This window comes from Rhizobium sp. CCGE531 (genome assembly GCF_003627795.1).
Taxonomy (GTDB): domain Bacteria; phylum Pseudomonadota; class Alphaproteobacteria; order Rhizobiales; family Rhizobiaceae; genus Rhizobium.
On record NZ_CP032684.1, the window covers coordinates 636,297 to 653,490 of the forward strand.

18 protein-coding genes are annotated in these 17,194 nt (G+C 61.2%); 8 read left to right on the forward strand and 10 right to left on the reverse strand.

Going from position 1 to position 17,194, the window contains the following annotated elements; translation table 11 throughout:
- Nucleotides 1-36: 36 nt before the first annotated feature.
- From CCGE531_RS03175 to CCGE531_RS03185, 3 genes are all read left to right on the forward strand, one after another.
- Nucleotides 37-687: a TetR/AcrR family transcriptional regulator gene (locus tag CCGE531_RS03175; RefSeq protein WP_120662883.1), complete on the forward strand. Its 651-nt coding sequence runs from the start codon at nt 37-39 to the stop codon at nt 685-687.
- Nucleotides 688-811: 124 nt separating this feature from the next.
- Nucleotides 812-1,510, forward strand: a complete 699-nt coding sequence (locus CCGE531_RS03180) for an orotate phosphoribosyltransferase (RefSeq protein ID WP_120662884.1) — start codon at nt 812-814, stop codon at nt 1,508-1,510.
- Nucleotides 1,511-1,587: 77 nt separating this feature from the next.
- Entirely contained in the window at nt 1,588-2,514 is a 927-nt protein-coding gene (locus CCGE531_RS03185; RefSeq protein ID WP_120662885.1) for a carbohydrate kinase, read from the forward strand.
- Nucleotides 2,515-2,912: 398 nt separating this feature from the next.
- Here the strand turns inward: CCGE531_RS03185 and pgi are convergent, their stop codons facing one another.
- Together pgi and CCGE531_RS03195 are read right to left on the reverse strand one after the other, a co-directional pair.
- Nucleotides 2,913-4,538, reverse strand: coding sequence for a glucose-6-phosphate isomerase (gene pgi / locus CCGE531_RS03190; protein WP_120662886.1), 1,626 nt, complete (start codon nt 4,536-4,538; stop codon nt 2,913-2,915).
- Between the two features lie 172 nt (nt 4,539-4,710).
- Nucleotides 4,711-6,408 (reverse strand): long-chain fatty acid--CoA ligase, encoded by a 1,698-nt coding sequence (locus CCGE531_RS03195; RefSeq protein ID WP_120662887.1) that lies wholly within the window; start codon nt 6,406-6,408, stop codon nt 4,711-4,713.
- Nucleotides 6,409-6,758: 350 nt separating this feature from the next.
- Between CCGE531_RS03195 and CCGE531_RS03200 the strand changes: the two genes are divergently transcribed.
- The gene (locus tag CCGE531_RS03200; RefSeq protein ID WP_120662888.1) at nt 6,759-7,151 is read left to right on the forward strand and encodes a PRC-barrel domain-containing protein; all 393 of its coding nucleotides are present in this window, start codon (nt 6,759-6,761) and stop codon (nt 7,149-7,151) included.
- Between the two features lie 61 nt (nt 7,152-7,212).
- On the opposite strand, the gene CCGE531_RS03205 is transcribed toward CCGE531_RS03200, so the two are convergent.
- Nucleotides 7,213-7,608: a VOC family protein gene (locus tag CCGE531_RS03205; protein ID WP_120662889.1), complete on the reverse strand. Its 396-nt coding sequence runs from the start codon at nt 7,606-7,608 to the stop codon at nt 7,213-7,215.
- A 171-nt stretch (nt 7,609-7,779) separates the two neighbouring features.
- Here CCGE531_RS03205 and CCGE531_RS03210 point away from each other — a divergent pair, with 171 nt between their 5' ends.
- Nucleotides 7,780-8,163: a YciI family protein gene (locus tag CCGE531_RS03210; protein ID WP_120662890.1), complete on the forward strand. Its 384-nt coding sequence runs from the start codon at nt 7,780-7,782 to the stop codon at nt 8,161-8,163.
- Nucleotides 8,164-8,212: 49 nt separating this feature from the next.
- On the opposite strand, the gene CCGE531_RS03215 is transcribed toward CCGE531_RS03210, so the two are convergent.
- From CCGE531_RS03215 to CCGE531_RS03230, 4 genes are all read right to left on the reverse strand, one after another.
- Nucleotides 8,213-8,962, reverse strand: a complete 750-nt coding sequence (locus tag CCGE531_RS03215; protein WP_120662891.1) for an ABC transporter permease — start codon at nt 8,960-8,962, stop codon at nt 8,213-8,215.
- Nucleotides 8,959-9,906, reverse strand: coding sequence for an ABC transporter ATP-binding protein (locus CCGE531_RS03220; RefSeq protein ID WP_120662892.1), 948 nt, complete (start codon nt 9,904-9,906; stop codon nt 8,959-8,961). The genes CCGE531_RS03215 and CCGE531_RS03220 overlap by 4 nt, the downstream gene beginning before the upstream one ends.
- The gene (locus CCGE531_RS03225) at nt 9,903-11,069 is read right to left on the reverse strand and encodes an ABC transporter permease (protein WP_120662893.1); all 1,167 of its coding nucleotides are present in this window, start codon (nt 11,067-11,069) and stop codon (nt 9,903-9,905) included. Before CCGE531_RS03225 ends, CCGE531_RS03220 begins: the two co-directional genes overlap by 4 nt.
- 121 nt (nt 11,070-11,190) lie before the next feature.
- Nucleotides 11,191-12,099 (reverse strand): ABC transporter substrate-binding protein, encoded by a 909-nt coding sequence (locus CCGE531_RS03230; protein WP_120662894.1) that lies wholly within the window; start codon nt 12,097-12,099, stop codon nt 11,191-11,193.
- A 448-nt stretch (nt 12,100-12,547) separates the two neighbouring features.
- Between CCGE531_RS03230 and CCGE531_RS03235 the strand changes: the two genes are divergently transcribed.
- From CCGE531_RS03235 to CCGE531_RS34640, 3 genes are all read left to right on the forward strand, one after another.
- Nucleotides 12,548-13,774, forward strand: coding sequence for a LysR family transcriptional regulator (locus CCGE531_RS03235; protein ID WP_120662895.1), 1,227 nt, complete (start codon nt 12,548-12,550; stop codon nt 13,772-13,774).
- Between the two features lie 195 nt (nt 13,775-13,969).
- Nucleotides 13,970-14,206, forward strand: coding sequence for a hypothetical protein (locus CCGE531_RS34115; protein WP_162943840.1), 237 nt, complete (start codon nt 13,970-13,972; stop codon nt 14,204-14,206).
- A 315-nt stretch (nt 14,207-14,521) separates the two neighbouring features.
- On the forward strand, nt 14,522-14,911 hold the full coding sequence (locus tag CCGE531_RS34640; RefSeq protein WP_205586467.1) for a hypothetical protein: 390 nt from the start codon (nt 14,522-14,524) through the stop codon (nt 14,909-14,911).
- Between the two features lie 162 nt (nt 14,912-15,073).
- Here the strand turns inward: CCGE531_RS34640 and CCGE531_RS03245 are convergent, their stop codons facing one another.
- The 3 genes from CCGE531_RS03245 to CCGE531_RS03255 all read right to left on the reverse strand — a co-directional run bounded on the left by CCGE531_RS03245 (nt 15,074) and on the right by CCGE531_RS03255 (nt 17,058).
- Nucleotides 15,074-15,373 (reverse strand): putative quinol monooxygenase, encoded by a 300-nt coding sequence (locus tag CCGE531_RS03245; protein WP_120662896.1) that lies wholly within the window; start codon nt 15,371-15,373, stop codon nt 15,074-15,076.
- Between the two features lie 147 nt (nt 15,374-15,520).
- Complete coding sequence (locus CCGE531_RS03250) at nt 15,521-16,399, reverse strand: glycosyltransferase (protein WP_120662897.1); 879 nt, start codon at nt 16,397-16,399, stop codon at nt 15,521-15,523.
- 179 nt (nt 16,400-16,578) lie between these two features.
- A complete protein-coding gene (locus tag CCGE531_RS03255) occupies nt 16,579-17,058 on the reverse strand; it encodes a hypothetical protein (RefSeq protein ID WP_120662898.1) in 480 nt (159 codons plus the stop codon).
- Between the last annotated feature and the right edge of the window lie 136 nt (nt 17,059-17,194).

Consider the following 17,194-nt stretch of genomic DNA (forward strand, 5'->3'; position numbering starts at 1 on the left):
TATATTGCTTGTCAACAGTCACAGGCAGGGAAAGACATGATGCAGGAACCGATCGCGAGACGCAGGCGCAGCAAGGACGAGGCTGGTACGCCGCGTCGCATACCCAGCCAGCAGCGCGGCCGCGAACGCGTGGAGCTGATCCTTTCGGTGGCATCCGAACTGATTGCCAAGAATGGCAGCGATGCGCTGCGCATGGGCGAGATCGTCGAAAAAGCAGGTGTCTCCTTCGGTTCGCTCTATCAATATTTCCCGGACAAGACCGCGATCATCCGCGTGCTGGCGGAGCGCTTCAACGAGCAGGGGCGGCAATGCGTCGAGGACGAGCTGGTGGCGATCAGAAGCCGCGATCAGCTCCAGGCGGCCCTTGGGCGCATTGTCGATGGCTATTACGCCATGTTCCTCGATGAACCCGTCATGCGCGACATCTGGCACGCGACCCATGCCGACAAGCTGCTGCAGCAGGTCGACGCGGAAGACATGGAATGGCATTCGCAGGCATTTCTCACCGTTCTCGAGCGCCTCTGGCCTGAGCGCGACCAAGGCGAACTCGCAAGGATCGCCCGATTGACCATGCAGCTGGTCGCCGCTGCCGTCCGTTACGCGATTTCAATCGAACGGGAAGAGGGCGACAGGGTCATTGCGCTGTTCAAGGCGATGCTCCCCGCTGATCTCGGCGCACTGCGATGATCGCCCCCGGCCGCCTTTACCCGCAGCGGCCGCGACATATCCGCAAAAGCTTCTATTCGTCTGGAAACTCGGGCCGCTTGCTGCTATTGCCGCTGGAACATTAGCGCTGCGAAGGAGGCCCCGCATGACCCAGATGACATTTACCGATCGCGCCATCATGGCTGAGCTGGTGGCCAGGATGCTTTGGGAGATCAAGGCGGTCCATTTCAGCGCCGACAAGCCCTATAAGCTTGCCTCCGGCATGGCGAGCCCGGTCTATATCGACTGCCGCAAGCTGATCTCCTATCCGCGCATCCGCTCGACGGTCATGGATTTCGCCGCAAGCATCATCGTGCGTAACGCGGGTTTCGAGCAGTTCGATTGCGTTGCCGGCGGCGAGACGGCGGGCATTCCCTTTGCTGCCTTTCTGGCCGAGCGTCTGAACCTGCCGATGATCTATGTCCGCAAGCAGCCGAAGGGCCATGGCCGCAACGCCCAGATCGAAGGCGATATGCGGGATGGCGCCCGCGTGCTCGTCATCGAGGACCTGACCACGGCCGGCGGCAGCATGTTCACCTTCATCGACGCCATCCGCGCGGCCGGCGGCATCGTCGATCATGGCATGGCGCTGTTTTACTACGGCATCTTCCCTGAAGCGGAAGAGCGCTTCGCCAATGGAAAAGTCCGCCTGCACCACATCGCCACCTGGCGCGATGTGCTCGCCGTCGCCAAGGAACAGAAGCTGTTCGACGACAAGACGCTGGAGGAAGTCGAGGCCTTTCTCAATGCGCCGCTCGCCTGGTCCGGACGGAACGGCGGCATTTCGGAGCTGCCCACAAACTGACGCTTTGCTTTTGCATTGAATCTATCTAATCGATTTATGAGACTGGACACGACAGACGCGCTCTTTGGGAGGCCGGAATGATATTGTGCTGTGGCGAAGCTTTGATCGACATGCTGCCGCGTGAGACGACGCAGGGCGAAAAGGGCTTTGCCCCCTATGCGGGCGGCGCGATCTTCAACACCGCGATAGCGCTTGGCCGCCTTGGCATTCCCACGGGCTTCTTCACCGGCATCGCCGACGACATGATGGGCGATATCCTGCGCGAGACGCTGTCTGCTTCCAAGGTCGATTTCAGCTACTGCGCCATCACGCCGCGCCCGAGCACGATCGCCTTCGTCAAGCTCGTCAACGGCCAGGCGACCTATGCCTTCTACGATGAAGGCACGGCGGGCCGCATGATCACCGAGGCCGATCTACCGGCGCTCGGCGATGATTGCGAAGCGCTGCATTTCGGCGCGATCAGCCTGATCCCTGATCCGTGCGGCGCGACCTACGAGGCGCTGATGAAGCGCGAGCATCAGAGCCGGGTGATCTCGCTCGATCCGAACATTCGCCCGGGCTTCATCAGGGACAAGGCGGCGCATATGGGCCGCATCGGCCGCATGGCGGCCATGTCCGACATTCTGAAATTCTCGGACGAGGATCTGGAGTGGTTCGGCATCGCTGGAAACCATGACGAACTCGCCGCCCACTGGTTAAACCAGGGCGCCAAGCTCGTCGTCGTTACCAAGGGTGCCGAGGGCGCGACGGGCTATACCAAGTCGCTGAAGGTCTCCGTGCCGAGCGAACGCGTCACCGTCGTCGATACGGTCGGCGCCGGCGATACCTTCGATGCCGGCATTCTGGCATCGCTGAAGATGAACAACCTGCTGACCAAGGCGCAGGTGGCTTCGCTCGACGAGCGGGCATTACGGGATGCCCTCGGGCTCGGCGCCAAGGCTGCGGCGGTGACCGTGTCGCGCGCAGGTGCTAACCCGCCCTGGGCAAGTGAGATCGGGGTTTAGTCTTTAGCTATTGAGGGTGTGGAGGGGCCACACCCCCTCTGTCACTTCGTGACATCTCCCCCACAAGGGGGGAGATTGGTAGCCCGTGGCGCTCTCTCGCACCAAACAAATCTTGCAGCTGTTAAGAGAGTTTTTGTCTTCGCAGAAGGTGCGACAAACTCCCAACGATCTCCTCCCTTGTGGGGGAGATGTCAGCGAAGCTGACAGAGGGGGGTATTTCACCACATATTGGATAAATGCGATCGGCCCCCAATTTAACCCTCCCCTTGAGGGGGAGGGTCGGCACGCAGTGCCGGGGTGGGGTGATCCTTTGGGCCTTCCGGCGCGGAAAGCAGTTGTCACCCCCACCCGCCGCTTTGCGGCGACCTCCCCCCTCAAGGGGGAGGTGAATAAGCGCCTTACTTCGCGCGGCTTGCCAGCGCAGCCACCAGCCCCTGCGTCGAGGAATCGTGGCCGGCAGCGCTTTCCTTGCCTTCGACGACCGGGAGCAGGCCCGTTGCCAGTTCCTTGCCGAGTTCGACGCCCCACTGGTCGAAGGAGTTGATGCGGAAGAGCACGCCTTCGACGAAGACGCGGTGTTCGTAGAGCGCGATCAGGCGGCCGAGCGCATAGGGCGTCAGCTTGTCGTAGACGAAGGTGATCGACGGGCGGTTGCCGGTGAAGACGCGGTGCGGCGCGATGAAATCGGCCTTTTTGTCATCCATGCCCTTGGAGGTGAGCTGGGCCTTGGCTTCCGCGAAGGTGCGGCCCTTCATCAGTGCTTCCGACTGCGCCAGGCAATTGGCCATCAAGAGCTGGTGCTGGTGACGCAGGTTCGGCTCGAAGCCATTGGCGGCGATCATGAATTCGGCCGGGATGACGCTCGTGCCCTGATGGATGAGCTGGTAAAAGGCGTGCTGGCCGTTGGTGCCGGGCTCGCCCCAGACGACCGGGCCGGAATTGCCTTCGACCGGCGTGCCGTCGATGGTGACGCCCTTGCCGTTCGATTCCATGTCGAGCTGCTGCAGATAGGCCGGGAAGCGCGACAGGCGCTGGTCGTAGGGCAGGATCGCGCGGGTCGGATAGCCGAGCACGTTGCGATGATAGAAGCCGATGAGGCCGAGCAGCATCGGCAGGTTTTCCTTGAAGGGCGCCTGGCGGAAATGGTTGTCCATCGCATGCGCGCCATCGAGGAACTTGCCGAAGTTTTCCGGACCGACGGCGATCATCAGCGGCAGGCCGATCGCCGACCAGATCGAGTAGCGGCCGCCGACCCAATCCCAGAAGCCGAAGACGCGTTCGCTGTCGATGCCGAAGGCGGCGACCTTGTCGAGTGCCGTCGAAACGGCGGCGAAGTGGTGCTGCACGGCGGCTTCGCCGAGCGCATCGGCGATGAACTTGCGCGCCGTCTGGGCATTGGTCATCGTTTCGATCGTCGTGAAGGTCTTGGACGCGACGATGAAGAGCGTCGTTTCCGGCGAAACGAGCTTCAGGATATCGGCGATATGGGCGCCGTCGATGTTGGAGACGAAGTGCGAGCGCGGACCGTCGTGGAAGGGCGCCAGCGCCAGCGTCGCCATGACCGGGCCGAGATCGGAGCCGCCGATGCCGATATTGATGACGTCGGTGATCGCCTTGCCGGTCGAGCCCTTCAGCGCGCCGGAGCGGATGCCGTCGGCAAACTTGCCCATGGCGGCCAAAACGCCGTTGACGTCGGGCATGACATCCTTGCCGTCGACCAGCACGGGCGTATTGGAGCGGTTGCGCAGCGCGGTGTGCAGCACGGCGCGGTTTTCGGTGAAATTGATGGCGACGCCCGAGAACATTTCCTCGCGCTTGGCAGCGATGCCGCCCTCGGCCGCGAGCTTCTCGAGCAGGGCGAGGATTTCGTCGTTCACCGCCGTCTTGGAGTAATCCATCAGCAGGTCGTCGACCGAGGCGCTGAAGCGGGAAAAGCGGCTGGAATCGGCGGCAAAGGCGGCGCGGATATCGGCGGCCTTCGTTGCCGATGCGGTGCTCTTCAGTTGATCGACGAGGGCGTTCATGGGGACTCCTTGCGGTTCGCGCCGCTTGCCGTCCGGAGAGGGCAGGGCACTCTGAGTTGGTCGCGGAAACTATTCCCTATGTAGGGCGTAAATCAAGTTCACGTATCATCCAAAACGAAAAAAGCCGCTCGCGAAAAAGGGCGAGCGGCCTCCTGAATGGCACGGAATTATGTCAGCCGCGCAACTCCTTACGCAGGATCTTGCCGACGTTGGATTTCGGCAGTTCCGAGCGGAATTCGATGAAGCGCGGGCGCTTGTAATTGGTCAGGTTGGCTGCGCAATGCGCTTTGACGTCAGCCTCTGTCAGGGCCGGGTCCTTCTTGACGATGAAGAGCTTCACCGCCTCGCCGGAATGCTGGTCGGGCACGCCGATCGCCGCGGCCTCGAGAATGCCCGGATGCATGGCGGCAACTTCCTCGATCTCGTTCGGATAGACGTTGAAGCCCGACACCAGGATCATGTCCTTCTTGCGGTCGACGATCTTGGTGAAGCCGCGCTCGTCCATGAAGCCCATGTCGCCGCTGCGGAAGAAGCCGTCCAATGTCATCACGCGCGCGGTCTCGGCCGGCTGCTTCCAGTAGCCGGCCATAACCTGCGGCCCGCGGATGCAGATCTCGCCGACTTCGCCGAGCGGCAGCGAGTTGCCGTTCTCGTCGCGAATGTCGAAATCCGTGCCTGTTATCGGCAGGCCGATGGTGCCGCTGAATTCCGGGCTGTCGAAGCGGTTGGCGCTTGCGACCGGCGATGTCTCGGAAAGGCCGTAGCCTTCGGTGATCCAGGCGCCCGTCATCTTCTGCCAGCGCTCGGCGACCGGCCGCTGCACCGCCATGCCGCCGGCAAGCGTTGCGGTGTTGGAGAGATCGAGCTTGGTGAACTCCGGATTGTTCATCAGCGCGTTGAGCAGCGTGTTCAGGCCGGGGAACATATCGAACTTGTATTTGCCCAGTTCCTTGATGAAGGCCGGTATGTCGCGCGGGTTGGCGATCATGACGTTATGGCCGCCGAGTGACACGCCCATCAGCGAATTCACCGTCAGTGCGAAGATGTGATAGAGCGGCAGCGCGCAGACGAAGGTCAGTTGCTCCGGGCGCGGCTTGTTGATATAGGCGGATTGCAGCCAGAGCAGCAGTTGCAGCTGGTTGGCGAGCAAATTGGAATGGGTGAGGATCGCGCCCTTGGCAACGCCGGTCGTACCGCCGGTATATTGCAGGAAGGCGATGTCGCCGCCGGTGAGCGCGGACGGCTTCAAGGGCAGGCGCGCGCCCTCGGAGATCACGCCCTTGAAACTGCGGTGGCCGGGGATGGACCACGCCGGTACGAGCTTCTTCACCTTGCGGACGATGAAGTTGACGATATGGCCCTTGACGCCCAGCATGTCGCCGAGCGCGGTGACGACGACATGGCGCACATCCGTATGGGCCAGCACCTGCTCCACCGTATGGGCAAAATTCTCCAGAACGAAGATCGCCTTGGCGCCGCAGTCGCGCAGCTGGTGCTCGAGTTCGCGCGGCGTGTAGAGCGGATTGACGTTGACGACGACGAGGCCGGCGCGAAGGATACCGTAAACCGTAATCGGGTTCTGCAGCACGTTCGGCATCATGACGGCGACACGGTCGCCCTTCTGAAGGCCGAGGCTCTGCAGCCAGGCGGCTATCTTGCGCGTCTGCTGGTCAAGATCGCGATAGCTGATGGATTTGCCCATGCTGGTAAAGGCGAGCCGGTCGGCGTAGCGCGCGCAGCTTTTCTCCAGCAGGTCGACGAGTGACGCATGCTCCAACGGCGGCAATTCCGCCGGTACGATGTCCGGATAAGACGCGAGCCATATTTTCTTGACCTGCGGTCTATCCGAAGGAGCGGAGACTGAATTCATGCGCACTTCCTCCTTTACGCATCATCACCACGCCCCGCCGTCCTTGGGCGGCGGTTATGTAAAGTGTCACTGCGCGATCGAAAAGTCTCCCGCTTTTCACATCGTCGCAGCCTTTGCTCTCAACTAAATCATTGGAGCATCACGGAAGCTACAATAACCTTGACGTAAACGTCAATAAATCTTCTGCGCTCACGTTTTTTTACAGTTTTGAAAAAAAGGCTGGAACTTTTGCAATAACGGAGCGTTAATAGGGCCGTGGGTGTAAACCCATCGGAGCATCGTGCTGCCCCAAAGAGCAGATCGGACGCTCCACGATTTTATGTGACGCGTATCCAAAAGGAGGTGCGCATATGCATAATGAGAGTGCCGAGATCTCGGGCCGTGACCTTTACATCAAGGACATGTCGATGCTGGTTGCCTGCGACCGCGTCGAGGGATCCAGGGTATTCGGTTCGGATGGCAAGCAGATTGGTCATATTGAACGCCTGATGCTTGAGAAAAGTGATGGACGCATCGCTTTCGTCATTTTGAGCTTCGGCGGCTTCTTCGGCATCGGCCAGGAGCACTACCGGCTGCCGTGGGAGAAGCTGCGCTACGATGCCCGCATCGACGGCTATCGCGTCAGCATGACCAAGAACGACATCGAAAAGGCATGCCGTTTCGCCGCCAAGGACGATCACGACCATAAGAATCATGGCCACAAGAGCCACGATTATTTTGGCGTGCCGCCCTATTGGATGTGAGCGCGCTGACAAAGCCGGTTCGGCAGGGCCCCGCCGACGCGGGGTGCCGATATGTGTGCTTTTATTGAAACCGCCCATGCCTTTGAACGACTTCGATCTTGTAACCGTCGGGGTCGGTGACGAAGAAGACGAGCGCAAAGAGCTTCCCATCCCGATTGAGTTCGATGATGTTGCCCGGGTTGAGCCCCAGCGCGGTCATGCGCGCATGTTCGTCTTTCAGCTCCGCGACCGAGACCGCAAGATGGCCGTAGGCCTCCCCTAGCGGATAGGGCGCGGTGCGGCCCTGGTTGATTGTCAATTCCAGTTCGAAGCCCGTCTCGTCATTGCTGAGATAGATCAGTGTGAAGGTCTCGAAGGCGATGCGGTCGGCGATCTTCAGCCCGAAAGCCTTGTCGTAGAATTCGATCGAGCGCGCTTCGTCGAGCACGCGGATCATCGAATGAATCATCTTGGCCATCGGCGCCTCCTTGGATCGTCAGGGCATTATCTCTTCACAGCCAATGCCATCGGCAACCGGGGAAGGCAAGCCTGCGGAAACGCGTCATTGCCGCGCCCTGGTGCAGATCCGGGGTTTCCGGATGGCGATCGGTCTGGTTAACTCCCGAGCATACGATTGAGGGGGAAATCCATGTACTACGCCATTCTGGCCTATCATGAAGAAGGCATCGTCGAATCCTGGAGCAAGGAGGAAGACGCCGCATTGATGACCGAGCTGCTCGATATCAATGACCGCATGGTCGCGCAAAGGTCATTGGGACCGGCCGCGCGGCTGGGGTCGACCCAGAACGCCGTCACCTTGCGCGGGCCGGGCGCGGGACTGGTCATCGACGGCCCGTTTGCCGAAACCAAGGAACAATTGCTCGGCTTCTACGTCGTCGATTTTCCGACGCGCGATGCGGCAGTCGAGGCCGCGCGCGAGCTGCGCCGCGCCAATCCCACTGCTGTCTATGAAATCAGGCCGGTCGCGCTTTACCTGCCCGGCGCGCCTTTGCCTTCCGGCGAAGGCGATTGACGAAGACATGTGCGGCGCCGGCCGCGAGGACTGGCGGTGGTCTTCGATCTCAGTGGGATTGCAATCCGATCTTGCTCGTGACTGACCGCTCGATCATTTCCATGCCGTCATAGATCAACACCGCCATCAGGCCGACGATGAGGCCGCCCTGCAGGATGAAGGCGGTGTTGTCGTTGATCAGCCCGGCGATGATGACTTCGCCGAGCCCCTTGGCGGCGACGGTGGAGCCGATCGTCGCGGTGCCGATATTGATGACGGTCGCGATCTTCAGCCCCTCGATGATCAGCGGCAGGGCAAGCGGCAGTTCGACACGAAACAGGCGCTGCCGGCCGCTCATGCCCATGCCGTCGGCGGCATCGAGGACAGAGGCCGGCACCTGCTGCAGGCCGGCAACCGTATTTTCGAAGATCGGCAGCAGCGCATAAAGAAAAAGCGCGATCAGGGTCGGCACCGCGCCGAAGCCCGTGGTCGAAATGGCAAGCGCCAGCACGGCAACCGGCGGGAAGGTCTGCCCTGCATTGGCGATCGCGCGCGACAGCGGCAGGAAATCGGCGCCGATCGGCCGCGTGACGAAGATGCCGCCGAGAACGGCCAGGATCCCGCTTGCGGCGATCGAGATCAGGATCAGTTCGAGATGGCTGAGCGCCAGGCTCGGCAGGCTGTTCTGCGTATAGATCGGCGACGCCCCGAACTTGGTAAGCGGCGCAAGGACAGGCGTCAGCCACTCCGGACGGAACAGCAGCACCAGCAGCAGCGCCAGGGCGAGGAGGCGGAAGAGATTGGCGGCGAGAAATTTCATGCCTTGCGGCCCAGCTCGATCAGATGCCGGATCGAGATCGAACCGACGGGCACCTTGCGCTCGTCTTCGACCGTCGCCTCGTCCGCGCCCTGCCAGATCAGCTCAGCCAATGCGTCGCGCAGGTTGAGCGTCTGCGGCAGGCTGTGGCCGAGGCCAGGCCGCAGCGGCTGCATGCTCTCCTTCAGCGGCAGCAGCGACATCAATTTCAACGCGCGATCGGACGTGCCTGTCAGCTGCTGCACGAAAGGATCGGCCGGCTCAGTCAGGATCTTCTCGGGCTCGGAGCATTGCAGCAGCTTGCCTTCGCTCATGACGGCGATCTTGTCGCCGAGATGGAAGGCCTCGTCCATGTCGTGGGTGACGAGGATGACGGTCGTGCCGAACTGCTTCTGGATGGCGAGCAGATCGTCCTGCGCCTTGCCGCGGATGACGGGATCGAGCGCGCCGAAAGGCTCGTCCATCAGCAGCAGCTCCGGCTCGGCCGCAAGGGCGCGCGCCACGCCAACGCGTTGCTGCTGGCCGCCGGAAAGCTGGCTCGGATATTTGTCGGCAAAAGTGCCGGGGTCGAGATGGAAGAGATCCAGGAGTTCTTCGACGCGACGGTCGATGCGGGTCTTCTCCCAGCCGAGCAGCTCGGGGACGGTGGCGATATTCTGCGCGACCGTGCGATGCGGAAACAGCCCGTGGCCCTGGATAGCGTAGCCGATGCGGCGGCGAAGCTCGGTCGCCGGCACGTTGATGATGTCCTCGCCGCCAACCGAAATATGGCCTTCGGTGATCGGCACCAGCCGGTTGATCATGCGCATCAGCGTCGACTTGCCGGAACCGGAGGTGCCGACGATGACGGTGATCGTGCCTTTTTCCATGCTCATGCTGACATTATCGACCACGGTGGCGCTGCCGTAGCGTTTGGTGACGCCCTTGAGCTCGATCATGTTGGTCATGCGCGTTGTCCCCGGATGCTGTCGATGACCGCATCGAGGATGACGGCCGATGAGAAGGCGAGAAAGACCGTCGGCACCGCGCCGAGCAGCACGAGGTCATTGGCCGTCTGGCCTATGCCCTGGAAGATGAAGAGGCCGAAGCCGCCGCCGCCGATGAGCGCCGCCACGGTGACGAGGCCGATCGCCTGTACCAGCACGATGCGGATGCCGGTGAGAATGACCGGAAAGGCGAGCGGCAGGTCTATGCCGGTGAGGATCTGCCGGCGCGTCAGGCCCATGCCGGCGGCGGCATCGCGCACGGAGGGATCGACGCCGGCAAGACCGACGACGGTATTGGCGACGACGGGCAGCAGCGAATAGATGACAAGCGCCACCAGCGCCGGCGCCACGCCGATGCCCTTTATGCCGATCGCGGCGGCCAAGGGCACGTTGGCGGCGATATAGCCGAGCGGCAGCATCAGGATGCCGAACAGCGCCAGGCTCGGAATGGTCTGCACCAGGCTCAGCGCCCGCAGCACCACGGCGCGGAGGCGCGGCTGCCAATAGCAGAAGATACCGAGCGGCAAGGCAAGCACGATGGCGATGGCGACGGACCCGAGGGAGAGGAACACATGGCCGAGCGCCTCATGCCAGAACTTGTCGGCATTGTTGGCGTATTCCTTCATGATCGAGAGATTGTCGAGCAGGCCGGAGCGCAGCACGACGGCGAGCAGGGCGGCATAGAGCGCCAGTGCCGCAACCCGCAGCCATGGCGTCAGGCGCAGCTTCACCAGAGCGTCCGAGATCATCAACCCCACAACGGCCAGCAACACCCAGAAGGAGCCGCCGGGCGTGATACGCGCCACGGTGCTGCCTGCCGGTGTCGCGGCGGTCGAGACGAGGCCGAGCGTAACGATCAGCGTGGCGATCGCAAGCGTTGCGATGCCGAGTCGGATGATCTGATTGCGCAGGAAAAGTGCGGCAAGCGCTGCTGCCGCCAGGAGGATAAACAGGACAATAGCGGCCGGCTGGGCAATGAGCTGGGTCAGCAGCTGAGGCTTGCCGGCGGCGATGCGGTTTGCCTTGACGATGATGAACGGCATCCAGGCCATTGCCAGCGCGCCGCCCGCCACCAGCACCACTCCGAGACGGTCCACTCGGCGGACCGCTAGCGCATCTTCCATCAGGCAAGCTCCGTCAGCGCATGGGCCGAGAATTCAAGGCGGGTTCGGACAAGACCATGCCCATTCGAATGTCCGCGGCTCCACTTTATCAAAATGGAGCCGCCGGAGCAGCGGCAAAGCCTTACTTCAGGAAACCATTCTCCTTGAGGTAGGATTCGGCGACAGCCTTGGCCGGCTCGCCATCGACCTGAATGCGGCCGTTCAGCTTGCGCAGCACGTCGGCGGTCAGGCCCTTGAAGATCGGAGCCAGAACCTCTTCGATCTTCGGATTGGCCTTCAGCACGGCTTCGCGGATGATCGGCGTCGGTGCATAGACCGGCTGTACGCTCTTGTCGTCCTCGAGGACGGTCAGTTCGGCCGCTTCGATGGCGCCGTCGGTGCCGTAGACCATGGCGGTATTGACGCCGTTGGTCTGGTCGGCCGCGGCCTTGATCGTTGCCGCCGTATCGCCGCCCGAAAGCACGACTTCCTGATCCGGCTTCAGCTTGAAGCTGTAGGTGGTCTCGAAAGCCGGCAGGGCTGCCGGAGAATTGACGAATTCGGAAGAGGCGGCGATCTTGACCGAGCCGCCGCCGGCAACCCACTTGCCGAAATCGGACATGGTCTTCAGCTTGGCCGGGCCGGCGACATCGCTGCGCACGGCGATCGCCCAGGTGTTGTTGGCGGGCGAGGGCGTCAGCCAGACGACCTTGTTGGCGTCATAGTCCAGCTTTTTAGCGAGATCGTAGCCCTGCTGCAGGTTCTTCCAGGCGGCATCCTCGGCCTTGTTGAAGAAGAAGCCGGCATTGCCGGTATATTCGGCATAGATGTCGATCTCGCCCGCGGTGATCGCCTTGCGCACGACCGGCGTCGTGCCGAGCGCGATGCGATCCTGCGCCTTGATGCCGTTGGCGTTGAGCGCGGCAAGGATGATGTTGCCGAGCAGCGTTCCCTCGGTATCGATCTTCGAGGAGACGACGACGTCGGCAGCGTTGGCGCCACTGGCAAGGAGGGCCGTCAGCGTGGCGGCAAGTGCAAGTTTCTTGAACATGATGTTTCCCTTTGTACCCCGTTAAATCTTTGTTCTGCTTGCCCGTGCCGCCTCGCTAGGCCGCAGTCCGGACAGGCAGGCTTCGAGCGGGCCGGCGGCCCACAGGCAAATTCGTGGCTGCTTCAGGCACGTAGCGTTCATCGCGGAAAAGTCGATGTCGCTTCGGATTCCCGTTGCAGTCGCGCGATTATGACGAGGGTACTCGACATTCGCGCGAAATTGGATTTCTTTTTTCGGGGGCAAGTGCGTTTGTTTTTGTTCCCCTTACCCGTTTGGCGCTGTTCCGATCTCATTTTCGCGGCTGGATCAGTGAGGCGACAAGGAAACGATAGCGATCGCTTTTCGGCTTAGGGATATCTTTTTTCGAGAACACATCATATCGTCGGGATACTGTTGACATTGCTGTGGTCGAGGCAGGCCAGGCGCTGCGGATGAGAGGGAATGGGATTTGTATCTCGGCGCATTGTTCGTAGCCGACATGGTGTTCTCCGTCGGCTCGGTGAGGGAGACCGCGCGCCGGCTCTCTTTCTCGGCCTCGACCGTCTCCAGCGCGCTGCGCCGGCTCGAAACCGAGCTGGCTATGAAGCTGGTCGAGCGTGCGTCCGGCGAGCTTGCGACCCTGTTGGCGAGCTCGAAGGTTCAGAAGGGGCTGCAGCCTATTCTCGCCAACATCCGCCAGCTTTCGGTCCTGATGAGGGAGCCGCCGACTCCGCAAGGCTATGATCAGTGGGCCGCGCGCCTGCCGTTGAAGATCGCCACCATCGAACGTTTCCTCGAGGTCGCCGATCAGGGCAGCATCAATCGCGCCGCCCGCCGCCTGCGGTTGGGGCAGCCGCAGCTTTCGTTGCAGATCGCCAATCTGGAGGAGCTGTTCGGCTGCCGGCTGCTCGAGCGGCAGGCACAAGGCTCGGTGCTGACGGAGGCGGGGCAGGAGGTCCATGCCATCCTCGCCTCCATCGCGCAGGCCTGGGACGAGATGAAAGCGGCGGCGGACGAGCGCTTTCAGCGAACCGCCCGCGCGGTCCGCATCGGATCGATCATTCCGACCGGCTCGGAAAGCTGGGTGGCGCGCTCGCTCGCAAGCCTGGTGTCGCGCTGGAACATCGGCGGCAACCGCAACATGCTGTCGCTGATGCTGATGACGGCCGACGATCTGCGCGAAGCGCTTCGATCCGGCCGCATCGACGTCGCCATCGTCGATTCCGTCTTCGGCCTCGACGCTTTCGAGCATATGGAGTTGGTCGCGACCGACATGGTGGCGATCGCCCCGCCCGACAGCACGGAAGAGACGTTCGCCGCACTCGTGGAAAACCATCCGCTGTGCGTGCCGAGCCCGCGCACCGGTATCGGCAATGCCGCGACCGCCTTCGGTTACGACAGCCGTGATCGCCGCCGGTTTCGCGGCCGTGACATCACCTCGGCCGACTCGCTGCCCGTCATCGTCGACCTTGTCGCCAATCACGGCTACGTTTCGTTTCTCGGGCGTGTCAGCGCCTTGCCGATTGCAGACAAGGTCCGGATCGTCGATCCGGATGAGCTCCTGCCATTGTCCTATCATCTCGCCCATAATGGCCGCAAAGCCTCGGTCGAAGCCTGCCGGCTGATCGAGCAGGCGGTTCGCGAATTGGTGGGCGATATGGCGGCGCCGCGAAAGCGCTTGCCCTCCCGAAGCTAAAGCAATTCCAGGAAAAGTGCTGAGCGGTTTTCCGTCCGGAATTGCAGGAAAACAAAGAGATAGAGCGGTTCAGGGATTCCGCGGACAGCTGAACCGTTCCAGCGGAACTATTGCGCCATTTTCGCGTTCAGGTAGGTTAGGTTAGTCCGGGCGTACGCAGCCGGGGGGCTTGTTCGGCACCCAAGGAGACTATAGATGAAAATTCTTGCAACGGCGCTTATCGCATTAGGCATTCTCGCTTTACCCGCCACTTATGCTGAGGCGCGTAATCATCACCACAGCTGGCATCACCATCGGCCTGTCGTGATGCATCATCACCACCGTCATCATTATTATCGCCCTCATCATGGTGGCTCGCACCACCATTACGGCTGGCGGCATGGCTCACGCCATCATCGCTGGCACGGCCAGCCGCATTTCTCGCATAACTGACGATAGCGGCTGGACATGAAAACGGCGCGCTGAGCGCCGTTTTTGACATCCCGCATGATGGTCCAAACCTCCTTTGCTGGACCGTTAACCCCGCAACGATCCTTTCGCTAGGCTTGCGGTTTCGGCACCGCCCACCCCCCCCTTGCTGGTTGACGAACTGAGGCTTCGCGAGCCCATGAGCGATAAAGGCACCGCGAAAGCGCCTGCGCTCAGCCGCAAGTGGAACTATCGAAGGCTCAATTGCGTTTATTATCTGGTCCGGACGACGCGAATGATCCGAGTCGCGTTTGCGTCCGGCGTTCAAGGAGGCTGGAAATGAAAATTCTGGCAACAGCGCTCATAGCGCTAGGCATGCTCGCGCTGCCTGCAACCCATGCCGAAGCGCGTCGTCACTATCATCATTGGCACCACCATCATCACCGAGTGATGGTCTATAGGCACTACTATTATCACCGCGACTACTATCGCCCGTATTATCGCTCGTATCCCTCTTACTACCGGCCGTATTATGGCTATGATGAGCCCTACTATGGCGGCTATCAGCCACTTTACTCGTTCGGTTTGTTTGGCGGCTTCGGCGGCTTTCACCACCGTCATCACGGCTGGGACGGCGACCGTGGATATTATCATGGCGGATATCACGGCTGGCATGGCGGCGGCGGACATTGGCGGTACTACAATCAGCCGCATTTCTCGCACAACTGACGAGCCGGCCGATAGCAAAACGGCGCCTTTCGGCGCCGCTTCCTAGAGCATTTCCGCTTTTCTTCGAATCGCGAAAACGCTCTATGTTCTTGTTTTTACGCATTCCGGACGGAAAACCGCTGCGCACTTTTCCTGGAAATGCTCTAGTGAAGCTGGATCGGCTCAAGCCGGGTTCAGCACATGAACGGCGCGCTCGGCCATCAGATGCTTCACCTTCTCGCCATAAGCAGCCATGTGCGCGGACGCCGCATGGGCCTTCATTGCCTCCATGCTTGCCCATTTCTCGACCACGACGAACGTCTCAGGCCCGAAAGCCGGATCTGCTCCTTCGACATCGACGACGGCGGTATATTCGATGCAGCCGTCTTCGGCATGAACGGCCGGAACATTCGCCTGGAAGACGTCGAGCACCTCGGCACGCTTGCCGGGCTTCGCGGTGAGGATGGCGAGAACGTGGATCATGATGATGTCCTTGAAACGATAGGCAATGGGGATGGAGAATAACGGAGACAGCCGATTGCGCGGCCGGTTTCAATCTCTATCACGGAACGGGGCAATCCGAACGCCGAACTTCAGGTTTGTTGGTCGCGCAGCGAATCTTAGCCGGCCTCACATCCGGTTGATGTGCTTCGGATCGAGCGATCCGCTCAGCAGATGACCGAAGGCGATGAGGTTGCCCTGCAGGCGGCCGCGCCGGTCGATATAGGGCGGCGGGCTGACGGAGCCGGCGAGGTTTGAGGCGACGTTGCCGCCCATCAGCTTCAGCGCCCATTTCAGCGAGACGGAGCGCTTCTTGACGAGGTAAAGCGGATTGGCCACCTGGGAATATCCCAGGCGCAGGCCCGACGTGCGGCCGGCCTTGACACCGAGATGGACGCCGCGCAGGCGATTGAACTTGACGATCTTGCCGAAGGGACGCAGCCGCCGGCACAGATCGACGTCTTCCTGCCAGCCGTAGAGCGGCAGATTCTCGTCGAAATAGATGCCGTTTGCGAGCATCTGCTTCCGGCGGAAGATCATGTTGCAGCCATAGGCGTTGTGCGTGGCCTCGATCGTCGACGCCGGAAAGGGGGTGGCATCGGCTGCGAGCGCTTCGTCGGCTTCGTCCACCGTCAGGCCCGCCCCTAGGATACCGTCCCGGACGACTTCGCCGGTCGCCACGACGATCTCTTCATCCGCCTCGAACAGGGCTTCCGTCTCGGCGAGATAGTTCGTTGCCGGGAAGAAATCGTCATCGAAGAAGACGACCACATCAATGCCGACGGCTGCATCGATGATGGCATTGCGCTGCGGGCAGCTTCCCTGCGGCGAGGAGAGGATCGTCACCGGAAACGGCGCAGAGCGCAAGCGCGCCATGTCGATATCGTCATCCTTGGTCGGGCACAGGAAGAGGTGATCCGGCTTGCGTGCCTGCGCGGCCAGCCTGTCGATCATTGCGGCGAGTATAGCCTTGCGACCGCATGTCGCCACGCCAACGGCAATCTTCATGGTGCATTCCCCCGAGCGTTATCCCGAGGTGCACAGAACCATCGAAATCTGAATCTTTGGTTGTATTAATTCCCTGCATTCAACGCATCGTCATAAAGCCGCTTCATTCGCCGGAAGCGCGGCAGCTACCCAGGTCTTGCCGGGCTGATTGCAGCCGCTGGCGCTGACTTTAAGATGGCTCACTTGAAATCACTGGGTATGTAAGGCTTGCATTTATAGGGTGTCGAGCCTTCCTGATCCCGAACGACCGCATTGCCTTCGGGATCAAGCTTCAAAGTCCAAGCTGTTTGTAAGCCGTTCGACCCCATGAAACCTCCGGTGAATGTCACGTCGTCTCCTTGCCGGTTGAATCCGGTGACACCGCCGAGATGGCGTTGATATTCCTGCGAGCGCATGACGACGCCGACGAGAGCCGCTGATCCGGTGGACGCTGACAGACCGTATCCGCCATTGGGCGCGCAAGGTGTCATGTCGGAGATAAATGGGCCGCTGATGCAACTGAGAATATGGCCGAACTGCTTTTTGGAATTCAGGTGAACATATACATTGGCGTCGCCGTCACCCTTACAGAGCAGATGCGTTGGCTTCTCTGCGGGAGCTGCCAACGCCGTTCCGGCGACTGCCAGATAGGCGGCGGCGATTGCCTTCACGAGCTTCATAGAGATCTCCGGTTCAGCCATCTTCAGCTCACACTTTCGAAAAGTCGAGCGCAGTCCATTGTGTTCTTGATGACATCCGATCCCTGAATTGCTTCGGATTGCGATATTGCAGCCACGACCATAGAGGCGCCAAGGA

What these genes read in the sequence shown, in the direction of transcription:
- CCGE531_RS03175 (WP_120662883.1), top strand. Translation starts at nt 37, where the DNA reads ATGATGCAGGAACCGATCGCGAGACGCAGGCGCAGCAAGGACGAGGCT.
- CCGE531_RS03180 (WP_120662884.1), top strand. Translation starts at nt 812, where the DNA reads ATGACCCAGATGACATTTACCGATCGCGCCATCATGGCTGAGCTGGTG.
- CCGE531_RS03185 (WP_120662885.1), top strand. Translation starts at nt 1,588, where the DNA reads ATGATATTGTGCTGTGGCGAAGCTTTGATCGACATGCTGCCGCGTGAG.
- pgi (WP_120662886.1), bottom strand. Translation starts at nt 4,538, where the DNA reads ATGAACGCCCTCGTCGATCAACTGAAGAGCACCGCATCGGCAACGAAG.
- CCGE531_RS03195 (WP_120662887.1), bottom strand. Translation starts at nt 6,408, where the DNA reads ATGAATTCAGTCTCCGCTCCTTCGGATAGACCGCAGGTCAAGAAAATA.
- CCGE531_RS03200 (WP_120662888.1), top strand. Translation starts at nt 6,759, where the DNA reads ATGCATAATGAGAGTGCCGAGATCTCGGGCCGTGACCTTTACATCAAG.
- CCGE531_RS03205 (WP_120662889.1), bottom strand. Translation starts at nt 7,608, where the DNA reads ATGGCCAAGATGATTCATTCGATGATCCGCGTGCTCGACGAAGCGCGC.
- CCGE531_RS03210 (WP_120662890.1), top strand. Translation starts at nt 7,780, where the DNA reads ATGTACTACGCCATTCTGGCCTATCATGAAGAAGGCATCGTCGAATCC.
- CCGE531_RS03215 (WP_120662891.1), bottom strand. Translation starts at nt 8,962, where the DNA reads ATGAAATTTCTCGCCGCCAATCTCTTCCGCCTCCTCGCCCTGGCGCTG.
- CCGE531_RS03220 (WP_120662892.1), bottom strand. Translation starts at nt 9,906, where the DNA reads ATGACCAACATGATCGAGCTCAAGGGCGTCACCAAACGCTACGGCAGC.
- CCGE531_RS03225 (WP_120662893.1), bottom strand. Translation starts at nt 11,069, where the DNA reads ATGGAAGATGCGCTAGCGGTCCGCCGAGTGGACCGTCTCGGAGTGGTG.
- CCGE531_RS03230 (WP_120662894.1), bottom strand. Translation starts at nt 12,099, where the DNA reads ATGTTCAAGAAACTTGCACTTGCCGCCACGCTGACGGCCCTCCTTGCC.
- CCGE531_RS34115 (WP_162943840.1), top strand. Translation starts at nt 13,970, where the DNA reads ATGAAAATTCTTGCAACGGCGCTTATCGCATTAGGCATTCTCGCTTTA.
- CCGE531_RS34640 (WP_205586467.1), top strand. Translation starts at nt 14,522, where the DNA reads ATGAAAATTCTGGCAACAGCGCTCATAGCGCTAGGCATGCTCGCGCTG.
- CCGE531_RS03245 (WP_120662896.1), bottom strand. Translation starts at nt 15,373, where the DNA reads ATGATCCACGTTCTCGCCATCCTCACCGCGAAGCCCGGCAAGCGTGCC.
- CCGE531_RS03250 (WP_120662897.1), bottom strand. Translation starts at nt 16,399, where the DNA reads ATGAAGATTGCCGTTGGCGTGGCGACATGCGGTCGCAAGGCTATACTC.
- CCGE531_RS03255 (WP_120662898.1), bottom strand. Translation starts at nt 17,058, where the DNA reads ATGAAGCTCGTGAAGGCAATCGCCGCCGCCTATCTGGCAGTCGCCGGA.